General features: G+C 70.6%; 20 protein-coding genes. 12 read left to right on the top strand and 8 right to left on the bottom strand.

The window, feature by feature from the left end; all coding sequences use genetic code 11:
* Positions 1-5: 5 nt before the first annotated feature.
* Complete coding sequence (locus QSK31_RS31195) at positions 6-740, bottom strand: SDR family oxidoreductase (RefSeq protein WP_285688119.1); 735 nt, start codon at positions 738-740, stop codon at positions 6-8.
* A gap of 89 nt (positions 741-829) precedes the next feature.
* Here QSK31_RS31195 and QSK31_RS31200 point away from each other — a divergent pair, with 89 nt between their 5' ends.
* Both QSK31_RS31200 and QSK31_RS31205 read left to right on the top strand, forming a co-directional pair.
* Positions 830-1,717, top strand: a complete 888-nt coding sequence (locus tag QSK31_RS31200) for a LysR family transcriptional regulator (RefSeq protein ID WP_285688120.1) — start codon at positions 830-832, stop codon at positions 1,715-1,717.
* A 4-nt stretch (positions 1,718-1,721) separates the two neighbouring features.
* Positions 1,722-1,994, top strand: a complete 273-nt coding sequence (locus QSK31_RS31205; protein WP_285688121.1) for a hypothetical protein — start codon at positions 1,722-1,724, stop codon at positions 1,992-1,994.
* Between the two features lie 60 nt (positions 1,995-2,054).
* Here QSK31_RS31205 and QSK31_RS31210 read toward each other — a convergent pair whose 3' ends face one another.
* Complete coding sequence (locus QSK31_RS31210; protein ID WP_285688122.1) at positions 2,055-4,112, bottom strand: S8 family serine peptidase; 2,058 nt, start codon at positions 4,110-4,112, stop codon at positions 2,055-2,057.
* A gap of 170 nt (positions 4,113-4,282) precedes the next feature.
* On the opposite strand from QSK31_RS31210, the gene QSK31_RS31215 reads away from it, so the two are divergent.
* Positions 4,283-6,088: an elongation factor G gene (locus tag QSK31_RS31215; RefSeq protein ID WP_285688123.1), complete on the top strand. Its 1,806-nt coding sequence runs from the start codon at positions 4,283-4,285 to the stop codon at positions 6,086-6,088.
* On the top strand, positions 6,085-6,972 hold the full coding sequence (locus QSK31_RS31220) for a PPK2 family polyphosphate kinase (RefSeq protein ID WP_285688124.1): 888 nt from the start codon (positions 6,085-6,087) through the stop codon (positions 6,970-6,972). The genes QSK31_RS31215 and QSK31_RS31220 overlap by 4 nt, the downstream gene beginning before the upstream one ends.
* Here QSK31_RS31220 and QSK31_RS31225 read toward each other — a convergent pair.
* Positions 6,924-7,910: an acetylxylan esterase gene (locus tag QSK31_RS31225; protein ID WP_285688125.1), complete on the bottom strand. Its 987-nt coding sequence runs from the start codon at positions 7,908-7,910 to the stop codon at positions 6,924-6,926. The two genes, QSK31_RS31220 and QSK31_RS31225, sit on opposite strands and share 49 nt — an antisense overlap.
* A 180-nt stretch (positions 7,911-8,090) precedes the next feature.
* Here QSK31_RS31225 and QSK31_RS31230 point away from each other — a divergent pair, with 180 nt between their 5' ends.
* Complete coding sequence (locus tag QSK31_RS31230) at positions 8,091-8,867, top strand: class I SAM-dependent methyltransferase (protein ID WP_285688126.1); 777 nt, start codon at positions 8,091-8,093, stop codon at positions 8,865-8,867.
* 31 nt (positions 8,868-8,898) lie between these two features.
* On the opposite strand, the gene QSK31_RS31235 is transcribed toward QSK31_RS31230, so the two are convergent.
* Positions 8,899-9,366 (bottom strand): hypothetical protein, encoded by a 468-nt coding sequence (locus QSK31_RS31235; RefSeq protein WP_285688127.1) that lies wholly within the window; start codon positions 9,364-9,366, stop codon positions 8,899-8,901.
* On the bottom strand, positions 9,363-10,115 hold the full coding sequence (locus QSK31_RS31240) for a hypothetical protein (RefSeq protein ID WP_285688129.1): 753 nt from the start codon (positions 10,113-10,115) through the stop codon (positions 9,363-9,365). The genes QSK31_RS31235 and QSK31_RS31240 overlap by 4 nt, the downstream gene beginning before the upstream one ends.
* Before the next feature lie 77 nt (positions 10,116-10,192).
* Here QSK31_RS31240 and QSK31_RS31245 point away from each other — a divergent pair, with 77 nt between their 5' ends.
* The 3 genes from QSK31_RS31245 (at position 10,193) to QSK31_RS31255 (ending at position 11,890) form a co-directional block, all read left to right on the top strand.
* Positions 10,193-10,888 carry a winged helix-turn-helix domain-containing protein gene (locus tag QSK31_RS31245; protein ID WP_502873036.1) on the top strand — a complete coding sequence of 232 codons (696 nt, stop codon included), beginning with the start codon at positions 10,193-10,195 and terminating at the stop codon, positions 10,886-10,888.
* Entirely contained in the window at positions 10,824-11,588 is a 765-nt protein-coding gene (locus QSK31_RS31250; protein WP_285688131.1) for a helix-turn-helix transcriptional regulator, read from the top strand. The genes QSK31_RS31245 and QSK31_RS31250 overlap by 65 nt, the downstream gene beginning before the upstream one ends.
* 65 nt (positions 11,589-11,653) lie before the next feature.
* Positions 11,654-11,890 carry a hypothetical protein gene (locus QSK31_RS31255; protein WP_285688132.1) on the top strand — a complete coding sequence of 79 codons (237 nt, stop codon included), beginning with the start codon at positions 11,654-11,656 and terminating at the stop codon, positions 11,888-11,890.
* Between the two features lie 248 nt (positions 11,891-12,138).
* Here QSK31_RS31255 and QSK31_RS31260 read toward each other — a convergent pair whose 3' ends face one another.
* Positions 12,139-12,270 carry a hypothetical protein gene (locus tag QSK31_RS31260; RefSeq protein WP_285688133.1) on the bottom strand — a complete coding sequence of 44 codons (132 nt, stop codon included), beginning with the start codon at positions 12,268-12,270 and terminating at the stop codon, positions 12,139-12,141.
* A 122-nt stretch (positions 12,271-12,392) separates the two neighbouring features.
* Positions 12,393-12,566: a hypothetical protein gene (locus QSK31_RS31265; protein ID WP_285688134.1), complete on the bottom strand. Its 174-nt coding sequence runs from the start codon at positions 12,564-12,566 to the stop codon at positions 12,393-12,395.
* A 117-nt stretch (positions 12,567-12,683) separates the two neighbouring features.
* Here QSK31_RS31265 and QSK31_RS31270 point away from each other — a divergent pair, with 117 nt between their 5' ends.
* The gene (locus QSK31_RS31270; RefSeq protein ID WP_285688136.1) at positions 12,684-13,757 is read left to right on the top strand and encodes an esterase/lipase family protein; all 1,074 of its coding nucleotides are present in this window, start codon (positions 12,684-12,686) and stop codon (positions 13,755-13,757) included.
* Here the strand turns inward: QSK31_RS31270 and QSK31_RS31275 are convergent.
* The gene (locus QSK31_RS31275; protein WP_285688137.1) at positions 13,742-13,906 is read right to left on the bottom strand and encodes a hypothetical protein; all 165 of its coding nucleotides are present in this window, start codon (positions 13,904-13,906) and stop codon (positions 13,742-13,744) included. The genes QSK31_RS31270 and QSK31_RS31275 overlap by 16 nt on opposite strands.
* Before the next feature lie 215 nt (positions 13,907-14,121).
* On the opposite strand from QSK31_RS31275, the gene QSK31_RS31280 reads away from it, so the two are divergent.
* The 3 genes from QSK31_RS31280 to QSK31_RS31290 all read left to right on the top strand — a co-directional run bounded on the left by QSK31_RS31280 (position 14,122) and on the right by QSK31_RS31290 (position 16,459).
* Entirely contained in the window at positions 14,122-14,655 is a 534-nt protein-coding gene (locus tag QSK31_RS31280; protein WP_285688138.1) for a SigE family RNA polymerase sigma factor, read from the top strand.
* The gene (locus QSK31_RS31285) at positions 14,642-15,835 is read left to right on the top strand and encodes a hypothetical protein (protein WP_285688139.1); all 1,194 of its coding nucleotides are present in this window, start codon (positions 14,642-14,644) and stop codon (positions 15,833-15,835) included. Before QSK31_RS31280 ends, QSK31_RS31285 begins: the two co-directional genes overlap by 14 nt.
* A 258-nt stretch (positions 15,836-16,093) precedes the next feature.
* Positions 16,094-16,459 (top strand): GNAT family N-acetyltransferase, encoded by a 366-nt coding sequence (locus QSK31_RS31290; RefSeq protein WP_285688140.1) that lies wholly within the window; start codon positions 16,094-16,096, stop codon positions 16,457-16,459.
* Positions 16,460-16,495: the final 36 nt, after the last annotated feature.

Genomic DNA, 16,495 nt, shown 5'->3' on the forward strand with positions numbered 1-16,495 from the left:
CCTTCTCACAACTGGGTGCCGCCCCCGTCCACGGCCAGCTCGGCGCCGGTGGTGTAGGTCGCCTCGAAAGCGAGGAAGACGGCCGCCCGCGCGACCTCCTCCGGATTGCCGACCCGCAGCATCGGGCTCTGGGCGGCGAAGCCCGCCAGCAGTTCGTCGGCCACCGCGGCAGGCAGGCTCTTGTGCAGGATGCCGGTGTCGATCGGGCCCGGGCTCACCGCGTTGACGCGTACGCCGCGCGGCAGCAGCTCGCGGGCCCAGGTCCGCGCCATCGACCGCAGGGCCGCCTTGCTCGCCGAGTAGACGCCGAGATCCGGCAGTCCCAGCTCGTTCGCCACCGAGGTGGTCAGGACCACGCCGCTGCCCTCGGCGAGCAGCGGGAGCAGCCGCTGCAGGGTGAAGTAGGGCCCCTTGGCGTTGGCCGCAAAGATGGCGTCGTACACCTCCTCGGTGGTCGCCTCGAACGACAGTGAGTCGGTGATGCCCGCGTTCAGGAACACCGCGTCCAACCGGCCGAACGTCTCCTCGATCTGCCCGGCCAGGGCGTCGACGTCGGCCTTCGAGGTGGCGTCGCTGCGTACCGCGACCAGGCCCTCCTTGCTCGCCGTCTCGAGCGCCGCCTCGTTGCGGCCGGTGACCATCACCCGGGCGCCCTCGGCCGCCAGCAGGCGGGCGATCGACAGGCCGATGCCGCTGCCGCCGCCGGTGACGAGGGCGCGCTTTCCGTCGTGATTTCCCATGCCGCAATTCAAATCCCGGCCCGGCGGCCGCGTCCAAGACCTGCTCCGCAACCCGTCATGCACCCGGTGCAAGTGGGTAGGCTCGAACCGTGCGCGTCTCCGGCTCGGACCTCGACCTACGGCTCGTCGGCTACTTCACGGTCGTCGCGGAGCACGCCAACTTCGGCCGTGCCGCCGCCGCGCTGCACGTCGCACAGCCGTCCCTGAGCCGCCAGATCCAGCGCCTCGAGGACCACCTGGGCGTCCGCCTCTTCGACCGCACGCCCCAGGGCAGCCGGCTCACCGACGCCGGTCGCGCTTTCCTGCCGCGGGCTCAGGCGCTGCTCGAGGCCGCTCATCACGCCGAGCTCGCCGCCCGCGACGCCGCCGCCCCGCACGAGCTCACCATCGGCTACGTCGAGGACCTGGTGATCACCCACGCCGTACGCCGGCTGCGGCACCGCCACCCCACGGCCCGCATCCGCACCCGCCACCTGGAGTGGAACGACGCCCGCGCCCTCACCGACCGCCGGGTGGACGCCCTGGTCGCCCGCGCCCCGCTGCCGTTCCCGGCCGAGCGCCTGCGCCTCACCGAGCTGTGGTCCGAGCCGCGGGTCCTGGTCGTCCCGGCCGACCACCGCCTGGCCGGCAAGGAGTCGGTGACCGTCGACGACCTCGGCGACGAGGTCTTCCCGCAGTGCCCGAGCGCGGTGCCGGAGTGGAGCGACTTCGCCCGCCTGGAACCCCGCCCGGACGGCGTTCCGGCCCGCAACGCGCCGGTCGACTACGAATCGTTCGAGGACAAGCTCGACCTGGTCGCCGAGGGCCGCACGGTGCTGATCCTGGCCGCGGGCGACCGCCGCCCCCAGCTGCGCCCCGGCCTGACCACGGTGCCCATCGAGGGCATCGACCCGGTTCAGATCATCCTGGCCACCCGGGCGGCCGACGCCAACCCGCTGATCGACGACTTCCGCACCGCCTTCCCGCCGCGACACTGAGTTCATGGTGGCGCGGCCCGCGGTCGTTCTGCGGCCCTTCATCGGCGACCTCCTGGCCGTCGTGCAGCCGTGGTTCCACCATCCTGAGGTGTCGCGTCGGCTGGGTGGCCCGGACTGGCCGGCGCGGGCGCTCGACCTGCTGGGCGCCGGGATCGGAGAGGTGGCCGACGTCGTGGTGTTCGGGGCGGGCACCGAGCCGGACAACGTTGCGAGTGTGCGGTGTGCGACGGTCGCGGGCTTGATTCCCGACACCACTGTTCCCGACTGGGAAGAATGATTTCCCACTGCTCACGCCGACCATGAAAGCGCTCCTTCCCGGTGTGGACAGCAGGCTTCCTTACAGCAGCACGGTGAGCGTCACGCTGTTGTTGCGGTAGGACGCTCGGAACACCTGGCCGCTCTCGAGCAGCAGGCCACCCTCCGGCAGGCCCCGGAAGGTGCCGTGGACTGACGCGCCGCTCAGGATCGTCAGCTTGGTGCCCCGCGAGAGCTTGCCGTGCACCTTCAGGTCGAGCTTCCCGCCGAGCTTCAGGTCGCCGTCGGCCTTGATGCTGGTGTGGTCGGTGGCGCCGCGGACGGAGACCTTGACGGTGCCGGCCCGGGCGATGTGGACGTCGCCGCCCACCGTGAGGGTGTTGCCTGCGAAGCGGGCGGTCAGGCCGGGCTCGAGGGAACCACCCGCCACGTCGATGTCGCCGGCCACGGTGCCGGTGCCGGCGAGGACTCCGCCGCGTACCCGGATCGGGCTTGTCTGGGAACCGACCACCGCGAGTCTGCCGCCCAGGACCGTGGTGTCGCCCTGCCAGGTGTTGGCGCCGGTCAGGAACAGGGTGCCGCCGCCTCGCTTGATGAGGCTGCCGACGTGGTCGCGGTGGCGGCGGGCCCGCTCGCGGCTGGTGCCGATCGCGTACTCCGACCGGTCGGCCTGCGACGCGCCCGGCGGCAGGCCCCGCGTCCAGCCCTTCGCGACCTTGGTCGCCTCCCAGGCGGCCGCCTCGGTGGTGTCCTCCTGCCGGCGGGCGCGGATGGCGACGTCGGAGATGTCGTTGGACCACACGTCCGTGGTGCCGCGTGTGTCGACGTCGAACGAGCCCAGCAGCTGGCCGGGGCCGTTGAAGGCCTCCCGCAGCGACGGGGTGTGCCAGCCGTTGCGCGAGTCGGGCACCTGGACGATCCGGCCGGCCGACGGGTTGGGGGTGTGGGCGCCGGCCGCGTCGCTGATCGTGCTGTTCTGCCGGCCGGTCGTGTACATGGTGTAGAGCGCCTGCTCGTTGGTCAGGTACGGGAAGCGCTGCATGATCAGGGTGAGGGTGGCCGCCGAGTGCGGTGCGGACATCGACGTCCCGGAGTACTGGCTGTAGCGGGGCGTGGGTACGCCGTCGACCAGCTGCACGATCGTGCTGTTGATCAGCGTGCCGGGGGCGGTCACGCAGGACCACTTGGCGACGCCGCACTGGTTGTACCGCTGCTGGCCGGGGACCAGCACCGACCCGTCGGGGTGATAGCTGCCGCCGATCGTGGTGTTGAGTCCGGACGTGGTGAACCAGCGGCCCTCGAGCGACGGCACGAAGTACGGCGCGGCGCCCCGGGGCGTGGGGTTGGCGACGCCGCCGTTCCCGGCGCTGAAGCCGATGATCTTGCCGGTGCGGGCGACGTCGAGGGCGCCGTTGAGCCAGTGCTCGGTGGTGCCGTTCGAGTCGGGGACGCCGTCCCTCAGGTAGAGGTTGCGCCAGGCCGAGACCAGTCCGTCGTACGTGTTGTAGTTCTCCGTCGACGGCGCGCTGCCCCAGCTGCTGCTGACGATGCGGACCGGTTTGCGGCCGACCGCCCGGTACACGTTGGCGAGGTAGGCGTTGTCGGGCTTCTGCGCCTCGGTGGCGTTCGGCGGGAGCTGGCCGTAGTAGACCCCGTCGGTCTTGTGGGTGTTGCCCAGGTAGACCTTGGCGTTGAACGCGACGCCGTGCATCTCGGTGACGCCGTCCCGGCTCGCGGCGACCGTGCCGCTGACGTGCGTGCCGTGGCTGTCGTTGAACGCCGGGTCGTACAGGCCGGACGTCGGGCCGGTCCCGCCGCCGCGCGCCACCACCGGGAAGTACCGGTCGCCGTGCTCCAGTTCGTGGCCCTCGAAGTACCCGGAGTCGACGAGGCCGATGTTCATCCCGCCACCGGCGTACCCGGCCGCGTACGCGAACTCGGCCCCGATCGCCACCAGGCCCGCGTCCGACCGGAACTCCGGCGTCCGCCAGCTGGCCGGGTCGCCGAGCCGGCCCGGATCGCCGTCGTAGGTCCTGATCGGCGGCGGACCGGACGACGGCCGCGCCTGAACCGGTTGGGCCGCCACGCCGACGACCGCCACGGACATGAGTGCTGCGATGAACGCCCCCGCACGAGTCATACACAGAACATAGACAGCTTTCGTTACATCGTCGATCACGCTCGTAAATCAGAGGCGCTCCGGACAACGACGGGCTAGCGTGCGGGGTCAGGTCTGTCGTCGAAGGAGGCGTGCGATGCGCGGTGGTTCCCCGGCCCTGGAAACCATCCTCGTCTCGAAGGACCTGACCTTTGGCAAGCTTTCTGAACCTCGGCATCGTCGCGCACGTCGACGCCGGTAAGACCAGCCTGACCGAGCGCCTCCTGCTCGCCGGAGGGGTGATCGACGCCCTCGGCAGCGTGGACGCCGGCAGCACGCAGACCGACTCGCTCGAGCTGGAGCGGCGGCGCGGGATCACCATCAAGACCGCGGTCGCCACGTTCCCGATCGGCGACGTCACGGTCAACCTCATCGACACTCCTGGACACCCCGACTTCATCGCCGAGGTGGAGCGGGCGTTGCGGGTGCTCGACGGCGCGGTGCTGGTGGTCTCCGCGGTCGAGGGCGTTCAGGCCCAGACCCGAGTTCTGATGCGTACGCTGCGCCGGCTGCACGTGCCCACCGTGCTGTTCGTCAACAAGATCGACCGCGCCGGCGCCCGTGAGGACGGGCTGCTGCGGGAGCTCGCCGCCAAGCTCGGCCCCTGGTTCGTGCCGGTCAGCACCACCCGCGACCTGGGCACCCCGGACGCACGGGCCGAGCCGGTCACGGACCCCGCCCGGGTGCTCGACCACTGCGACGACGACGAGCTGCTGGCCGCTTTCGTGGACGGCCTGCCGTACGCGAAGATCCTCGCCGAGCGCACCCGGACGACGGACCTGCACCCGGTGTTCTTCGGCTCCGCCGTCACGGGCGCGGGCGTGGACGCGCTGATGGCGGGCCTGGTGGAGCTGCTACCGGTGGCCGCGGGTGACCCGGACGGGCCGGTCAGCGGGACCGTGTTCAAGGTCGAGCGGGACCGGACCGGCGCCCGGATCGCGTACGTCCGCATGGTCGACGGCACGCTGCGGGCCCGCGACCGCCTGCCGGCCGGCGTGGTCACCCGGATCGACGGCCCGGCGGTGACCGCGGGAGCGATCGGCAAGGTGTACGGGCTGCGCGAGGTGCGCATCGGCGACCCGATCGGAATCCCGCCGGCCGGCGCCGGCAGCCGGCTCTTCCCGCCGCCCACCCTGCAGACGGTCGTGGTGCCGCGGGACGACCGTGACCGGCCGGCGATGCACGCCGCGCTCGCCGAGCTGGCCGACCAGGACCCGCTGATCGGTCTGCGCGCCGACGACACCATCTCGCTCTACGGCGAGGTGCAGAAGGAGGTCGTCGAGGCGACGCTGGCCGAGCAGTACGGCATCGCGGTGACCTTCCGGGAGACCAGCACCATCCACGTCGAACGCCCGGCCGGCGCCGGCCGGGCGGGGATGACGCTGGGTCAGGACGGCAACCCGTACATCGCCACGCTCGACCTGAGCGTGGCGCCCGGTGACGGCGTCACGTTCGCGTTGTCGGTGCCGGTCGAGCAGGTGCCGATCCACGTCTACAAGACGGTCGAGTTCTTCCGCGAGGCGCTCGAGGCGGCGGTCCGCGACACGCTCACCCGCGGCCCGCACGGCCGGCAGGTCACCGACATCCGGGTGGTCGCGACCCGCACCGGTTTCGTCTCGCCGACCACGACCGCGGCCGAGTTCCGCAAGCTGGTGCCACTCGTGCTGAACGCGGCGCTGCGGGATGCGGGCACGGTGGTGTGCGAGCCGGTCCACCGGTTCCGGCTGGACGGTCCGGCGCCGGCTCTGGGCGCGATGCTGGGCGCGCTCGGCCGCTTCGGCGCGGCCCCCGACTCGACCGAGGCCCACGGCGACGAGTACGCCGTCGGCGGGCTGATCCCGGCGGCCCGGCTCCGTGAGCTCGAGCAGGCGATCCCCGGACTGACCCACGGCGAGGGCGTGCTCGAGAGCGAGTTCCACGGTTACCGTCCCGCCCCAGGGGTAACGTCCGCGGGATGACACGCCTTCGTGAGCTGCTCGCCGTGGACCCCGGGTCGTTCCGGCTCGACAAGACCGATCCGCGGGGTACGCCCGGACTGCCCGACACCAAGGCGGTGCGGAAGGACCCCAAGGCGTGGGCCCGTGCCGAGGTCACGACGATCGGGACCGAGCTGGCGGCGTACCAGGAGAAGCTCTTCGCCGCCGCCAAGCGTGGGCGGACCGCCGAGCGGGTGTTGCTGCTGCTGCAGGCCATGGACTGCGGTGGCAAGGACGGCACGGTGCGCGGCGTGTTCGCCGGGATGAACCCGACCGGCATCAAGGCGGTCAGCTTCGGGCCGCCCACCGACGAGGAGAAGCAGCACGACTTCCTCTGGCGCATCGACCGGGCGCTGCCGCCGGCCGGCCACGTGGGCGTGTTCAACCGGTCCCACTACGAGGACGTGCTGGTCGTGCGGGTGCACAACCTGGTCCCCGAGGACATCTGGTCGCAACGCTACGACCAGATCAACCAGTTCGAGGCGGTGCAGGCCGAGGCCGGGCTGACGCTGGTCAAGGTGATGCTGCACATCTCGCCGGACGAGCAGCGGCAACGGCTGCTCGACCGGCTCGACGACCCTGCCAAGCACTGGAAGTACAACCCGGGCGACGTCGACGAACGCGCGAAGTGGGCGGACTACCAGGAGGCGTACCAGGCGGCGCTGACCCGGTGCAGCACGCCGGAGAACCCCTGGTTCGTGGTGCCGGCCGACCGCAAGTGGTACCGCAACTGGGCCGTCGCGACGCTGCTGCGCGACGCGATGGCCTCGATCGACCCCGGCTATCCGCCCGCCGAGTTCGACGTCGAGGCCGAACGTCAGCGCCTTCTTCCGGCGGCGAGCACCTCGGACAGCCACGGAAGCTGACGCGACCACTGGTGCCCGCCGCCGCCCTCGTGGTCGTTGAACGGCCAGACGTCGATCTCCTTCTCGGCGCCGCCGTAGGCGTTGAACGCGGCGTACACCGTCGACGGCGGGCAGGTCTGGTCCATCAGCGCGACCGAGAACCGGGCCGGCGCGACCGCACGCTTGGCGTGATTCGCCGCGTCGATGTACGACAGGGTGCGGAACGCCTGCTCGGTGTGCCCGCGGTTGACGGCCAGATAGTTCGACACCTCGGCGTACGGATCACGCGCCGTGATCTCCACGCCCCGCCGGATGTGACACAGGAACGGCACATCAGGCAGCACCGCGGCGACGTCCGGCACCAGCCCGCCGACCGCGAGCGCCATCGCGCCGCCCTGGCTGCCGCCGGCCACCGCGGTTCTGGCCGGATCCACCCCCGGGACCGCCCGCAGCGCCTCCACACCCCGCGCCGCGTCGGTGAACAACCGCCGGTAGTAGTGCTCGCGCGGGTCGGTGATGCCCCGCGTCATGAACCCCGGCACCGCCGGCCCCGACCCGACCGGATCCGGCGTGTCCCCGCCGTCACCCCACCGGCTCCCCTGACCGCGGGTGTCCAGGAAGAGCTCGGCGTAGCCCGCGTTCGCCCAGCCCAGATGCCCGGTCGCCAGGCCGCGCCCGCCGCCGTAGCCGTTACAGCTGAGCACGGCCGGCAGCGGCCCGTCCACGCCCCGCGGCCGGGTCAGCCACCCCTTGACCGGATGCCCGCCGAACCCGCTGAACGTCACGTCGAAGACGTCCACCAGCACCAGCCCCGTGTCGACCGGCTCCAGCCGCAGCCCCAGGTCGTGCTCACGCGCCTCGCTCAGCGTCCCCGCCCAGAACTCGTCGAAGTCGTCCGGCTCGGCGATCTCCGGCGCATACCCGGCAAGCTCGTCGCGGCTGAGATCCCACAGCGGCATGGTCGCTCCCTCCAGTGATCAACACCCGCCATCCTGCCCGCCGGGACCCGCCGCGGCGAGAGCTGTCCACGACACCTGGAAATCATTTGCCTTGGTAGGCCGGTATCGCGAGACTGCGTCGCAGTGCTTTGACCGGCACGTCGACGTGGTTGGCGCTGACCTCGTAAGGAGACTTCGCGGGTGGAAGACAGCTCCGTAGTGCGGCATTTCGACGGCGTCGCTGAGGTCTACGACCAGGTTCTACCGTTCTTCGGCGCTTTCGCCGAGGCGGCGATGCCCTTCGTCGTTCATGCCCCGGGTGCCAAGGCACTGGATCTGGCCGCCGGTCGTGGCGCCTTTACCGAGAGGCTCCTCGCGCGTGGATGCGAGGTCACCGCGGTCGACGGCGCACCCCGCATGATCGAATTCCTCAGAAAAGATCAATCTCGCGCGGATTCCTATGTAATGGATGCGACGCGCCTCGACTTTGCGGCGGACACGTTCGATCTGGTCGTCTGCGGGTTTGCTATCCACATTATCCCGGATCCCTGTTCCGCCCTCGCCGAGGCTGTCCGCGTGGTGAAGCCGGGCGGGCTCCTGGCCCTCACAGTGCCGGGACGCGCCGACGGAACGCCTGACCCCTGGCACGATCCGCTCGTCGAGCTATACGCGGAGTACCGCCGGTTCCACCCCGACGGCCATGGGCGGCATGGCAATGACGTCGAAGAAAGCGCGCTCTTCGCGCAGTCGGAAGTCATCGATGTGTCCGCGACGACCCTCGAGGTAGCGCTTCCCGTTCCGGACGGCGAGACCTACTGGCGCTGGAGCCGATCGCACGGATCCGGCCGATTCATCGACGGGCTTCCTGATGACAAGCGGGACGAGATGCACGCCCGTCTACTGGATCGCGTCAACGAGATCCCACATTTCACCCTTCGCCGTTCTGCCACATTATGGACGGGCCGCAAACCTGAATGATCCCGCCGGGAAATGGGAACGGACACCTGCCCTACGGGCCGGCGTCCCTGGCGACCAAAACGGACGGGTGTCGCTGGAAGATGTCGCCGTGCACGATGAACCGGTCCGCCAATGGCAGGCCCGCATCACCCCCCAGCGGCGCGGGCAATACCCCGAAGCGCTGTTGCGGCATTCTGCCGGCAGTCACCGGTCGGGATCGCGACCCTCGGACTTGAACCTCCACCGCTGCGACCAGACCGCGGCCAGCAGGCACACCCCGCAGGCCCGGCCCGATCAACGCGAAGGCGCAGGCGGCTCGCGCGCCGACGGTCAAGGATGTGCGGCGCTGCCAGGCCGCGGCCAGCCCGGCGAGCAACGACAGCACGATGGTGAGCAGGCCCGGAGCGACCGGAGCCTGCTTGTTGCCGGCCCACTCCGGAATCTGGTCACCGAACGTCACCTGGATCAGTCCGGCGGCTACGCCGAGCAGACTCCCGGCGAGGCCGAGCGCGCGGCTCATCGGACAACCTGCGCAACATCTCGGCGAGGGCTGGGAGCCCCGTCCCGTACGGGATAACCGACTCGGAAAGTCAGCAACGGCTGCTCACCGGGAGGCAGCAGCGAAGCGAACCGTGGCCCGAACGTGGCCACCGCACCCGTGCTGCGCTCCCGGTCGATCCGCTCGGTGACCTGGTTCATATGGTGCAGAGCGATGCCCTGCGAGGCCGCGGTGAGGTGGATGCGTTCGAGCAGGCGACCGGCCGTGAGCTGAGTAGCCCGGTCGTCCGGCGTATTGGTGGTGATCACCCCGTACGCCGCTGCGGTTGCCGTGTGCACTGTGATGGTCTGCTTCAACCAGAACTGATCACCCGCCTCCCGCGACGACGCCGGCAGCAGCTTGGCGACTGCGAGCATCAGCGGGCCGAACCCCTGACCGCCCAGGCTCAGCCCGTCCCGGTGCCGCTGCACGTCGTCGTTCCCGCCGCGAAACCAAGCGAAGTTGTCCCGCGACTGCTGCTCGTCGGCGCACAGCGCCGCCGCGGCATCGATCAGGAGCCGGCTCATGGCGGCGCGAGGCTCCGGATCAAGAATCCAGCGCACCTGGACGCCGGACAACCCAGCCAGGTCAACCAGCGTCGACGTCGCCACGGGCTTGTCCTCGAAGGGGCCGCGGTTCGTGTGCCGCTCACCGATCGCGTCGTAGAGCGGGCTGCCCACCGGCGGCCCGGTCGTAACGTCGATCCGCGCGCCGTCCGGCAGCAGGGTCACGACGGGCTCCAACCCCCGCGCCCGGCACGCCAGCACCAGGTTCTCGATCGCGAGCGACGGGCCGATGGCCCAGGCTGCTGAAACGGGCCGCCGCGCTGGAGCTGCTCTCCGGCTCGCTCTGCGACGCCGCGCTCGACGTGCGGGGTTCGGCGGACATCCTGGCCGAGCTCGAACGGGCGGATCTGTTCGTCGTCGCGCTGGACCGGGAGTGGTATCGCTGCCATCGGTTGCTGCGAGAGGCGCTGGGCTGGTCTTCCTCGGACGCCGGAACCCGGGAGGTTCTGCGCCGGGCAGCGCGATGGTTCCAGGAGCACGGCCGGATCGACGACGCGGTGCGTCACCTGCTGAGCGCCGGCGACGACGAGGCCGCCGAACAGTTGCTCACTGCTGAACAGCCGTGGTTCATCGAACGGGGCGGGCTGGGCACGCTGCTGGCACTCGGCGAGCGGCTGCCCTCAGCCGTGGTCCGGCCGCCGCTGGCCTTGTACCTGGCGTATGCCGCCGACAGCAGTGGACACCGCGATCGGGTTGTCCACTGGCTGGATGTCTTCGTGAAGCAGCGCGACGACAACACCGTGATCCGGCGCTGGCGCAGCGCCCGGGCCGGCGAGCTGGCGCTGCGCGGAGTGCTGGGTACACCCGAGTCCGAGTCCGCCCGTGCGGTGGCCCTGTGCGAAGAGGCTTTTGAACTCGAGACGGCCGCGGGCAGTGATCGGCATCCCGACGCGCTGGCGGCGCTGGGCCGCGCCTACGGGGCTCGACGGCCGGTTTGATGAGGGCGCCCGGATCCTGGCCGACTGCTGGCAGCTGCGGGACCAGGCTGGGTTCCCGATCGAGCGGGAACTTCAGGTGGCCGGGTTGTTGAGCCTGTTCCTGCTGCCGTTGGAATGCTATGAGGAGCTCGACCACCTGCTTCTCGAAGCGGGCCGACTCGCCGACACGGCCGAACGCGACTGGGGTCCGCCCGTGGCGTCCCATGTCGTGACTTTGATCCGCCTTGTCGAGGGCCGTCGCAGCTACCAACGGGGTGACCTGGTTCAGGCCGGTGCCCAGCTGGCGTACGGCCTGAGTCTCGCCTCCCGCCCTTTACATACGATCACCGGTCCGCTCTTCCTCGCCGACGTCGAGCTCGGCTCAGGCGACCGTTCTGCTTCCCGGACGGCGCTGGTGCGAGCCCGCGAAGTCGCCGACAACGAGCCGGTCCCGCCGTTCCTGCTCACCTGGCTCTCCGAGGCGGAGAACCGGGTAGGGCGAGCCGCAGCCCGCACAGCCGGGCTCTTCGAGGAGCTGACCGACCGCGAGCTGTCGATCCTGCGGATGCTGCCCAGCGCGGCGACTCAGCGCGAGATCGGCGCGGCTCTCTTCCTCTCGATCAACACCGTCAAGGCCTACAACAAGAGCCTCTACCGCAAGCTCGGCGTCGGCGGCCGCCAGGACGCGGTCCGCGCCGCCCGCCGGCTGGGACTCATCTGAACTACCCCGGGTAATCCTCGCGGTCGGGTGGTGCGCCGCCCTCTCCCGGCGGGGACTGTGGTCACGTGTCGACCTACGAGCTCAGTGTGCGCGGCCGGCTCGCCGATTCGCTCCTCGACCTGATCAGGAACCGTTTCGGCGAGGCGACCGCCTTCCCGGACGGCCTGGTCACGACGCTGAACGTAGGCGGCCTGGACCCGGCGTCGGAGCGCGCCCTGCTGACCCTGCTCTGGGACACCGGCCACGACGTCATAGCGATGCGGTCGACGCGCGCCGCAAAGGAGCCCTTCCGACGTCCCTGACGCGCAACACACGCTGATCCACGCACTTCTCGCCTCAAGCGTCGTGCTGTCAACCTGGGTCGCGCTTCTTCAGACAGCCGTATCGCCACGATCGCCGTCGATGCGAACGAGCAACGCCTCATTGCCGGCTTCTGGGCAGACTGCGCAGCAATAGTCGTCGACTAAAGCAACCTTTGGTCGGCCGCGCACATCCTCGCGCGTGTGAATTTATCGGGCTCGGAGTGACCACATCGACAAGAGATCTGTCGTTACCGCGCGCCGCCGCGGTCACCGGCGGCGAGGCCTGCTCCTCGCTCGCCGCGGGTGAAGACCGGCTTGGCCGGCGGCGGGTCCAGCAGGATCTCGACCGCGTCGTCGTAGCTGAACGGGCCGGACAGCACGGGCGACGGGTCCAGGGTTCCGTTGTCGATCAGCCGCAGCCGACCAGGCCCGCTGGGACCAGCATCTCCGCCGCCTGATAACCGGCCTCAAAACCGCGACCGGGCTGCGGACCGCGGAGATCCTACTGATCGTCGTCGATCTGCCCTATGCCGCCGTACGCCGCTACCTCAGCATCAACCGCGACATCCCGGAAGCCCTCGACGACATCGTCGAGAGCCTCATCCGATCGCAGCTGAGCGGTCCGGCCGGCCCGTCTCGACGAGAGCTTTGAGCAGAGGCGCTCGCCGTTCTTCACCGCGCAACGCACCGACCTGCAAAGTCTCCTGATCACAAATTCGGACCTGGTTGGACTTGCCTCTGACGTCAGTGTCAGGTTTTAGCGTGGCGGATGCCCGTCCACCTCGGACCTGGCATGAGCAGAGAAGGAAACGACATGCGCGCCCTGATGCGTAAGGCGGCCCTCAGCATTCTCGCCTGCCTGTCTCTCGTAGGGGCGGTGACCGCCGGCGCCGGCACGGCGTCCGCGGATCTTCGCCCGCCCCACTCCGCGCCGCTGCGGGAATTCGCCCCGTTGAATCAGCCCGGCCCGCGGTTGTCCGTGCCCGCCGCCGACCTCGCCGCGGCCCTGCGCTGCACGCCCGATGTCACGCACGCCCGCGGCGAGGTGGCTCTGTTCGTCGCCGCTACGGCGCTGGACCCGCAGCAGTTCTCGTGGAACTGGTTGCCCGCCCTCGACCGGATCGGCCGGCCGTACTGTTCGGTGGCGCTGCCCGGCCATGGACTCGGCGACATCCAGGTCTCCGCCGAGTACGTCGTCAGCGCGATCCGGCACGTCAACCGGATCAGCGGCCGCAAGGTCGCGGTCATCGGGCACAGCCAGGGCGGCCTCGAACCGCGTTTCGCCCTGCGATTCTGGCCCGACACCCGCCGCATGGTCTCCGACTACGTGTCCCTGGGTACGCCGAACCACGGCAGTCTCGTCAGTGCTGCGAACTGCGCCGGCGGCGCCTGCCCGCCCGCCTTCCGGCAGATGACCCCCGACGCGGACTTCATCGCCGCGCTGAACTCGAGGCAGGAAACCTTCCGAGGCATCTCCTACACCAACGTCTACACCACGCTCGATCAGTACGTCACACCCAACGCCGACAACACCGGATCGAGCAGCCTGCACAGCGGCGACGGCGCGATCACCAACGTGTCCCTGCAGAGCATCTGCCCCCACAACACCAGCGAACACATCGCCGTCGGCACCTCCGATGCGCTCGCGTACGCCCTGACCATGGACGCCCTCACGCACACCGGCCCGGCGCGGCCCGCCCGCATCTCTGCGGCCGTGTGCGACGAAACCTTCATGCCCGGCGTCGACCCGGCCGGCTACGAGCAGAACCTCGCCGAGCTCAACGCCACCCTGAACGCCAACTGGGCTGCCTCGCCGGCCGTGACCGCGGAACCCGCCCTCAAGCCGTACGTCTACGCACGCCGCTGATCGAGCGGCGACCAGCCGGCGGTGCCAGCTCGGACGCCGCCGGCGCGGGTGGCCAGCACCACCTGGCTCGGCTCGACGCCGCGCAGCGGGACGGTGGTCAGGCCCGGATGCAGGCCGGTCGCCGAGTCGAGGGGTGGGCCGATGGCCACGACACGACCGGCGGCGATGAGTTCGTGTTCGTTCTCCAGGGCCTCGACCAGGGGCCCCTCCGGGGAGCAGTGCCTGCGGGCCGGGGTTCACCCGCCGCCATCGAGATCCGCGCTGCTGGCGGGCCTCGAACGTAACCCAGCATCTTTTCTTTCCCGGTGGTGCAACCTTATGGCGGGACGGCACCGTTCCACCTCCGTCATGAGGAGGCAGCCGATTGAAAGCCGACGACGAGCAGGCGTTCCGCGAGTTCGTGACGTCCCAGATGGCGTCCTTGCGGAAACTCGCCTATGTGACCTGCGGGGACTGGCACGCGGCGGAGGACGCCGTGGCCAACACGCTGGTCAAGCTCTACCCACGCTGGCGCAAGCTGGAACGACCGGATCTGTACGCCAAGACCATGGTCCTACGGGCCGCGATCGACGAGAAACGCCGTCCGTGGCGGCGGGAACGGTCGGCCGGCGACGCCATGCCCGACGTCGCCATGACCGACGCCAGCGGGGTGACCGCCGAGCGGATGCGCCTGCGGGCGGCGCTGGCGGCGGTGCCCGCGGGCCAGCGGGCCGCCGTGGTCCTGCGGCACTACCTGGGACTCAGCCTGGAGGACACGGCCGGGATTCTGGGCTGCACCGTGGGCACGGCCAAGAGCCAGACGTCGCGCGGGCTGGCCAAGCTGCGCGCGTTGCTGGCGGCCGAGGGCATCAATCTGACGGGAACGACGATCGAGGAGTGGACCAGTGCAGTTGCGTGAATTCGTGGACACCGTGACCGCCGGCGAGCCGCCGCTGACGCACACCGCGGACGACATCGTCACGGCGGGCCGGCGGGCCGAGCGGCGCCGCCGGGCCGGGATGGCCTCGGCCGGTGCCGCCGGGCTGGTCGTGGTGGCGGTGGCCGGCGCCTTCGCCTTGCCTTCGCTGACCGGCAGGAACGCGATCCGGCCGGACCCGGGGGGTGCGGTGCCGGCGGCGGCCGCTCCCGCGCCGGCCGCCTTCGACTTCACGTTCAAGGGGTACGACGTGGGCAAGTTCCACGTGAAGGACCCGATCGTGGTGTCCACCGCGTACCAGATGTCGTCGATCTACATGGACGGCCGGTTCACCAACGATCAGTCGGTTTCCGGTGAGGTCAGCTCCTCCACCCTGGCACACAACAGGTCCCGGCCCAGGCTGAACGCCTTCCTGACCGTCTACCGACCCGGTGCGTTCGACCCCAAGGGCATCGAGAAGGGCACCGAGCTGACCGTGGCCGGCCGTCGGGCGGTGCAGGCGACGACCCAGGTCTACTCCGAGCCGCCGGCCGTCCCGGGCGGAGACAAGCTGCTCGCGTGGGAGTACGCCGACAACGCCTGGGCGACGGTGACGTCGCAGTCCAACGACGCCGACGCACCTTCTTTCGCCGACCTGGGCACGCTGGTACCGGGCCTGAAGCAGAGCCCGGCGCGGCCGGCCACGCTGCCGTTCACCGTCGGTTACACGCCCGATGGTTACCAGGCGGTGCAGGTCAGCTCGCACGCGTCGATCGGGCTGGGCGGCATCAACCTGGCCCGCGACGGCGTCTACGGCGCCGCCGAGTACGGCCGCGAGGCGCGGCCGACCACCGGCCTGACCAGGCCCTGGGAGCAGGGCGAGCAGGCACGGCCCAGCGGCACCTTCACGATCACGGTCCTGCCCGGGGAGAAGGCCAACTCGCCGGTCGAGGCCGGGAAGACCCAGTGCTTCAAGTGGCACGCGTGCAGCGTCACGAGTGCCGACGGCAAGGTGGTGATCGAGATCGCCGCCGGCGGTGCCGGCACGCCGTCGAGGAACTCGACCCCGACCCGCACCGACCTGCCGGACGCCGAGCTGACGAGGATCGCCGAGTCGGTCAAGCTGGCCGACGTCGCGAACGACCGCTCCTGGACTCCGGCGGCCAGGGCCGTCCGCCCGTAGCCCGTCCGGGTCACGGACGGATCAGGGCCGCGCGGCCCGCGTGACGGCCTGGCCGCCGCAACGACTACGCCTGACGCGATGCCGGGCCTGACGCCCGGCACGCCTCAACCGTCATGAGGACGAGAAGGCCGCATACGCGCGCGGACGTACCCGGCCGCCAGACACGCTCGTGCCGAGTTGAGCGCGCCGCGGGCTACTCCGTCCGAGGCACGTCAGCTCGACAGCGCAAGATGGCTCGATAGCGCAAGATGGACGGCCATGACGATCATCTTGTCCGTGCCGGGAACCGGATCCGTCGCTTTGATGCTGCGGCCATGGCGGTTTGACGACCTGCCGGAGTTGGTCGCTGCGCATCGGGATCCGATGCTGCGCCGGTGGCTGTCCACCTCATTGGCCGACGAGGCCGCAGCCCGGCAGTGGCTGGACGTACAGGCCGCCGGCTGGACTGCCGCCACACGGTTCAGTTTCGCCGTGGTGACTGACGCCGACGACCGTACGCTGGTCGCGCGACTGTCCACCGGTCAGGTCGAGGCGGCGCCGCGGGGCTTGCCCAAGGCACCGGATCAGGCGTCGGTGGGCTCGTCGGACGGCCTGTCCGCGGCCGGCGCGAAGCTCACCTTCTAGCGCGGGACGCGGCCGCGCAGCACGGCCTGGTCGTCG

Source organism: Actinoplanes sp. NBRC 103695 (genome assembly GCF_030269485.1).
GTDB lineage: Bacteria > Actinomycetota > Actinomycetes > Mycobacteriales > Micromonosporaceae > Actinoplanes.

Coding starts and splice junctions, on each gene's coding strand:
- QSK31_RS31195 (WP_285688119.1), bottom strand. CDS start 740: ATGGGAAATCACGACGGAAAGCGCGCCCTCGTCACCGGCGGCGGCAGC.
- QSK31_RS31205 (WP_285688121.1), top strand. CDS start 1,722: ATGGTGGCGCGGCCCGCGGTCGTTCTGCGGCCCTTCATCGGCGACCTC.
- QSK31_RS31210 (WP_285688122.1), bottom strand. CDS start 4,112: ATGACTCGTGCGGGGGCGTTCATCGCAGCACTCATGTCCGTGGCGGTC.
- QSK31_RS31220 (WP_285688124.1), top strand. CDS start 6,085: ATGACACGCCTTCGTGAGCTGCTCGCCGTGGACCCCGGGTCGTTCCGG.
- QSK31_RS31225 (WP_285688125.1), bottom strand. CDS start 7,910: ATGCCGCTGTGGGATCTCAGCCGCGACGAGCTTGCCGGGTATGCGCCG.
- QSK31_RS31235 (WP_285688127.1), bottom strand. CDS start 9,366: ATGAGCCGCGCGCTCGGCCTCGCCGGGAGTCTGCTCGGCGTAGCCGCC.
- QSK31_RS31270 (WP_285688136.1), top strand. CDS start 12,684: ATGAGCAGAGAAGGAAACGACATGCGCGCCCTGATGCGTAAGGCGGCC.
- QSK31_RS31290 (WP_285688140.1), top strand. CDS start 16,094: ATGACGATCATCTTGTCCGTGCCGGGAACCGGATCCGTCGCTTTGATG.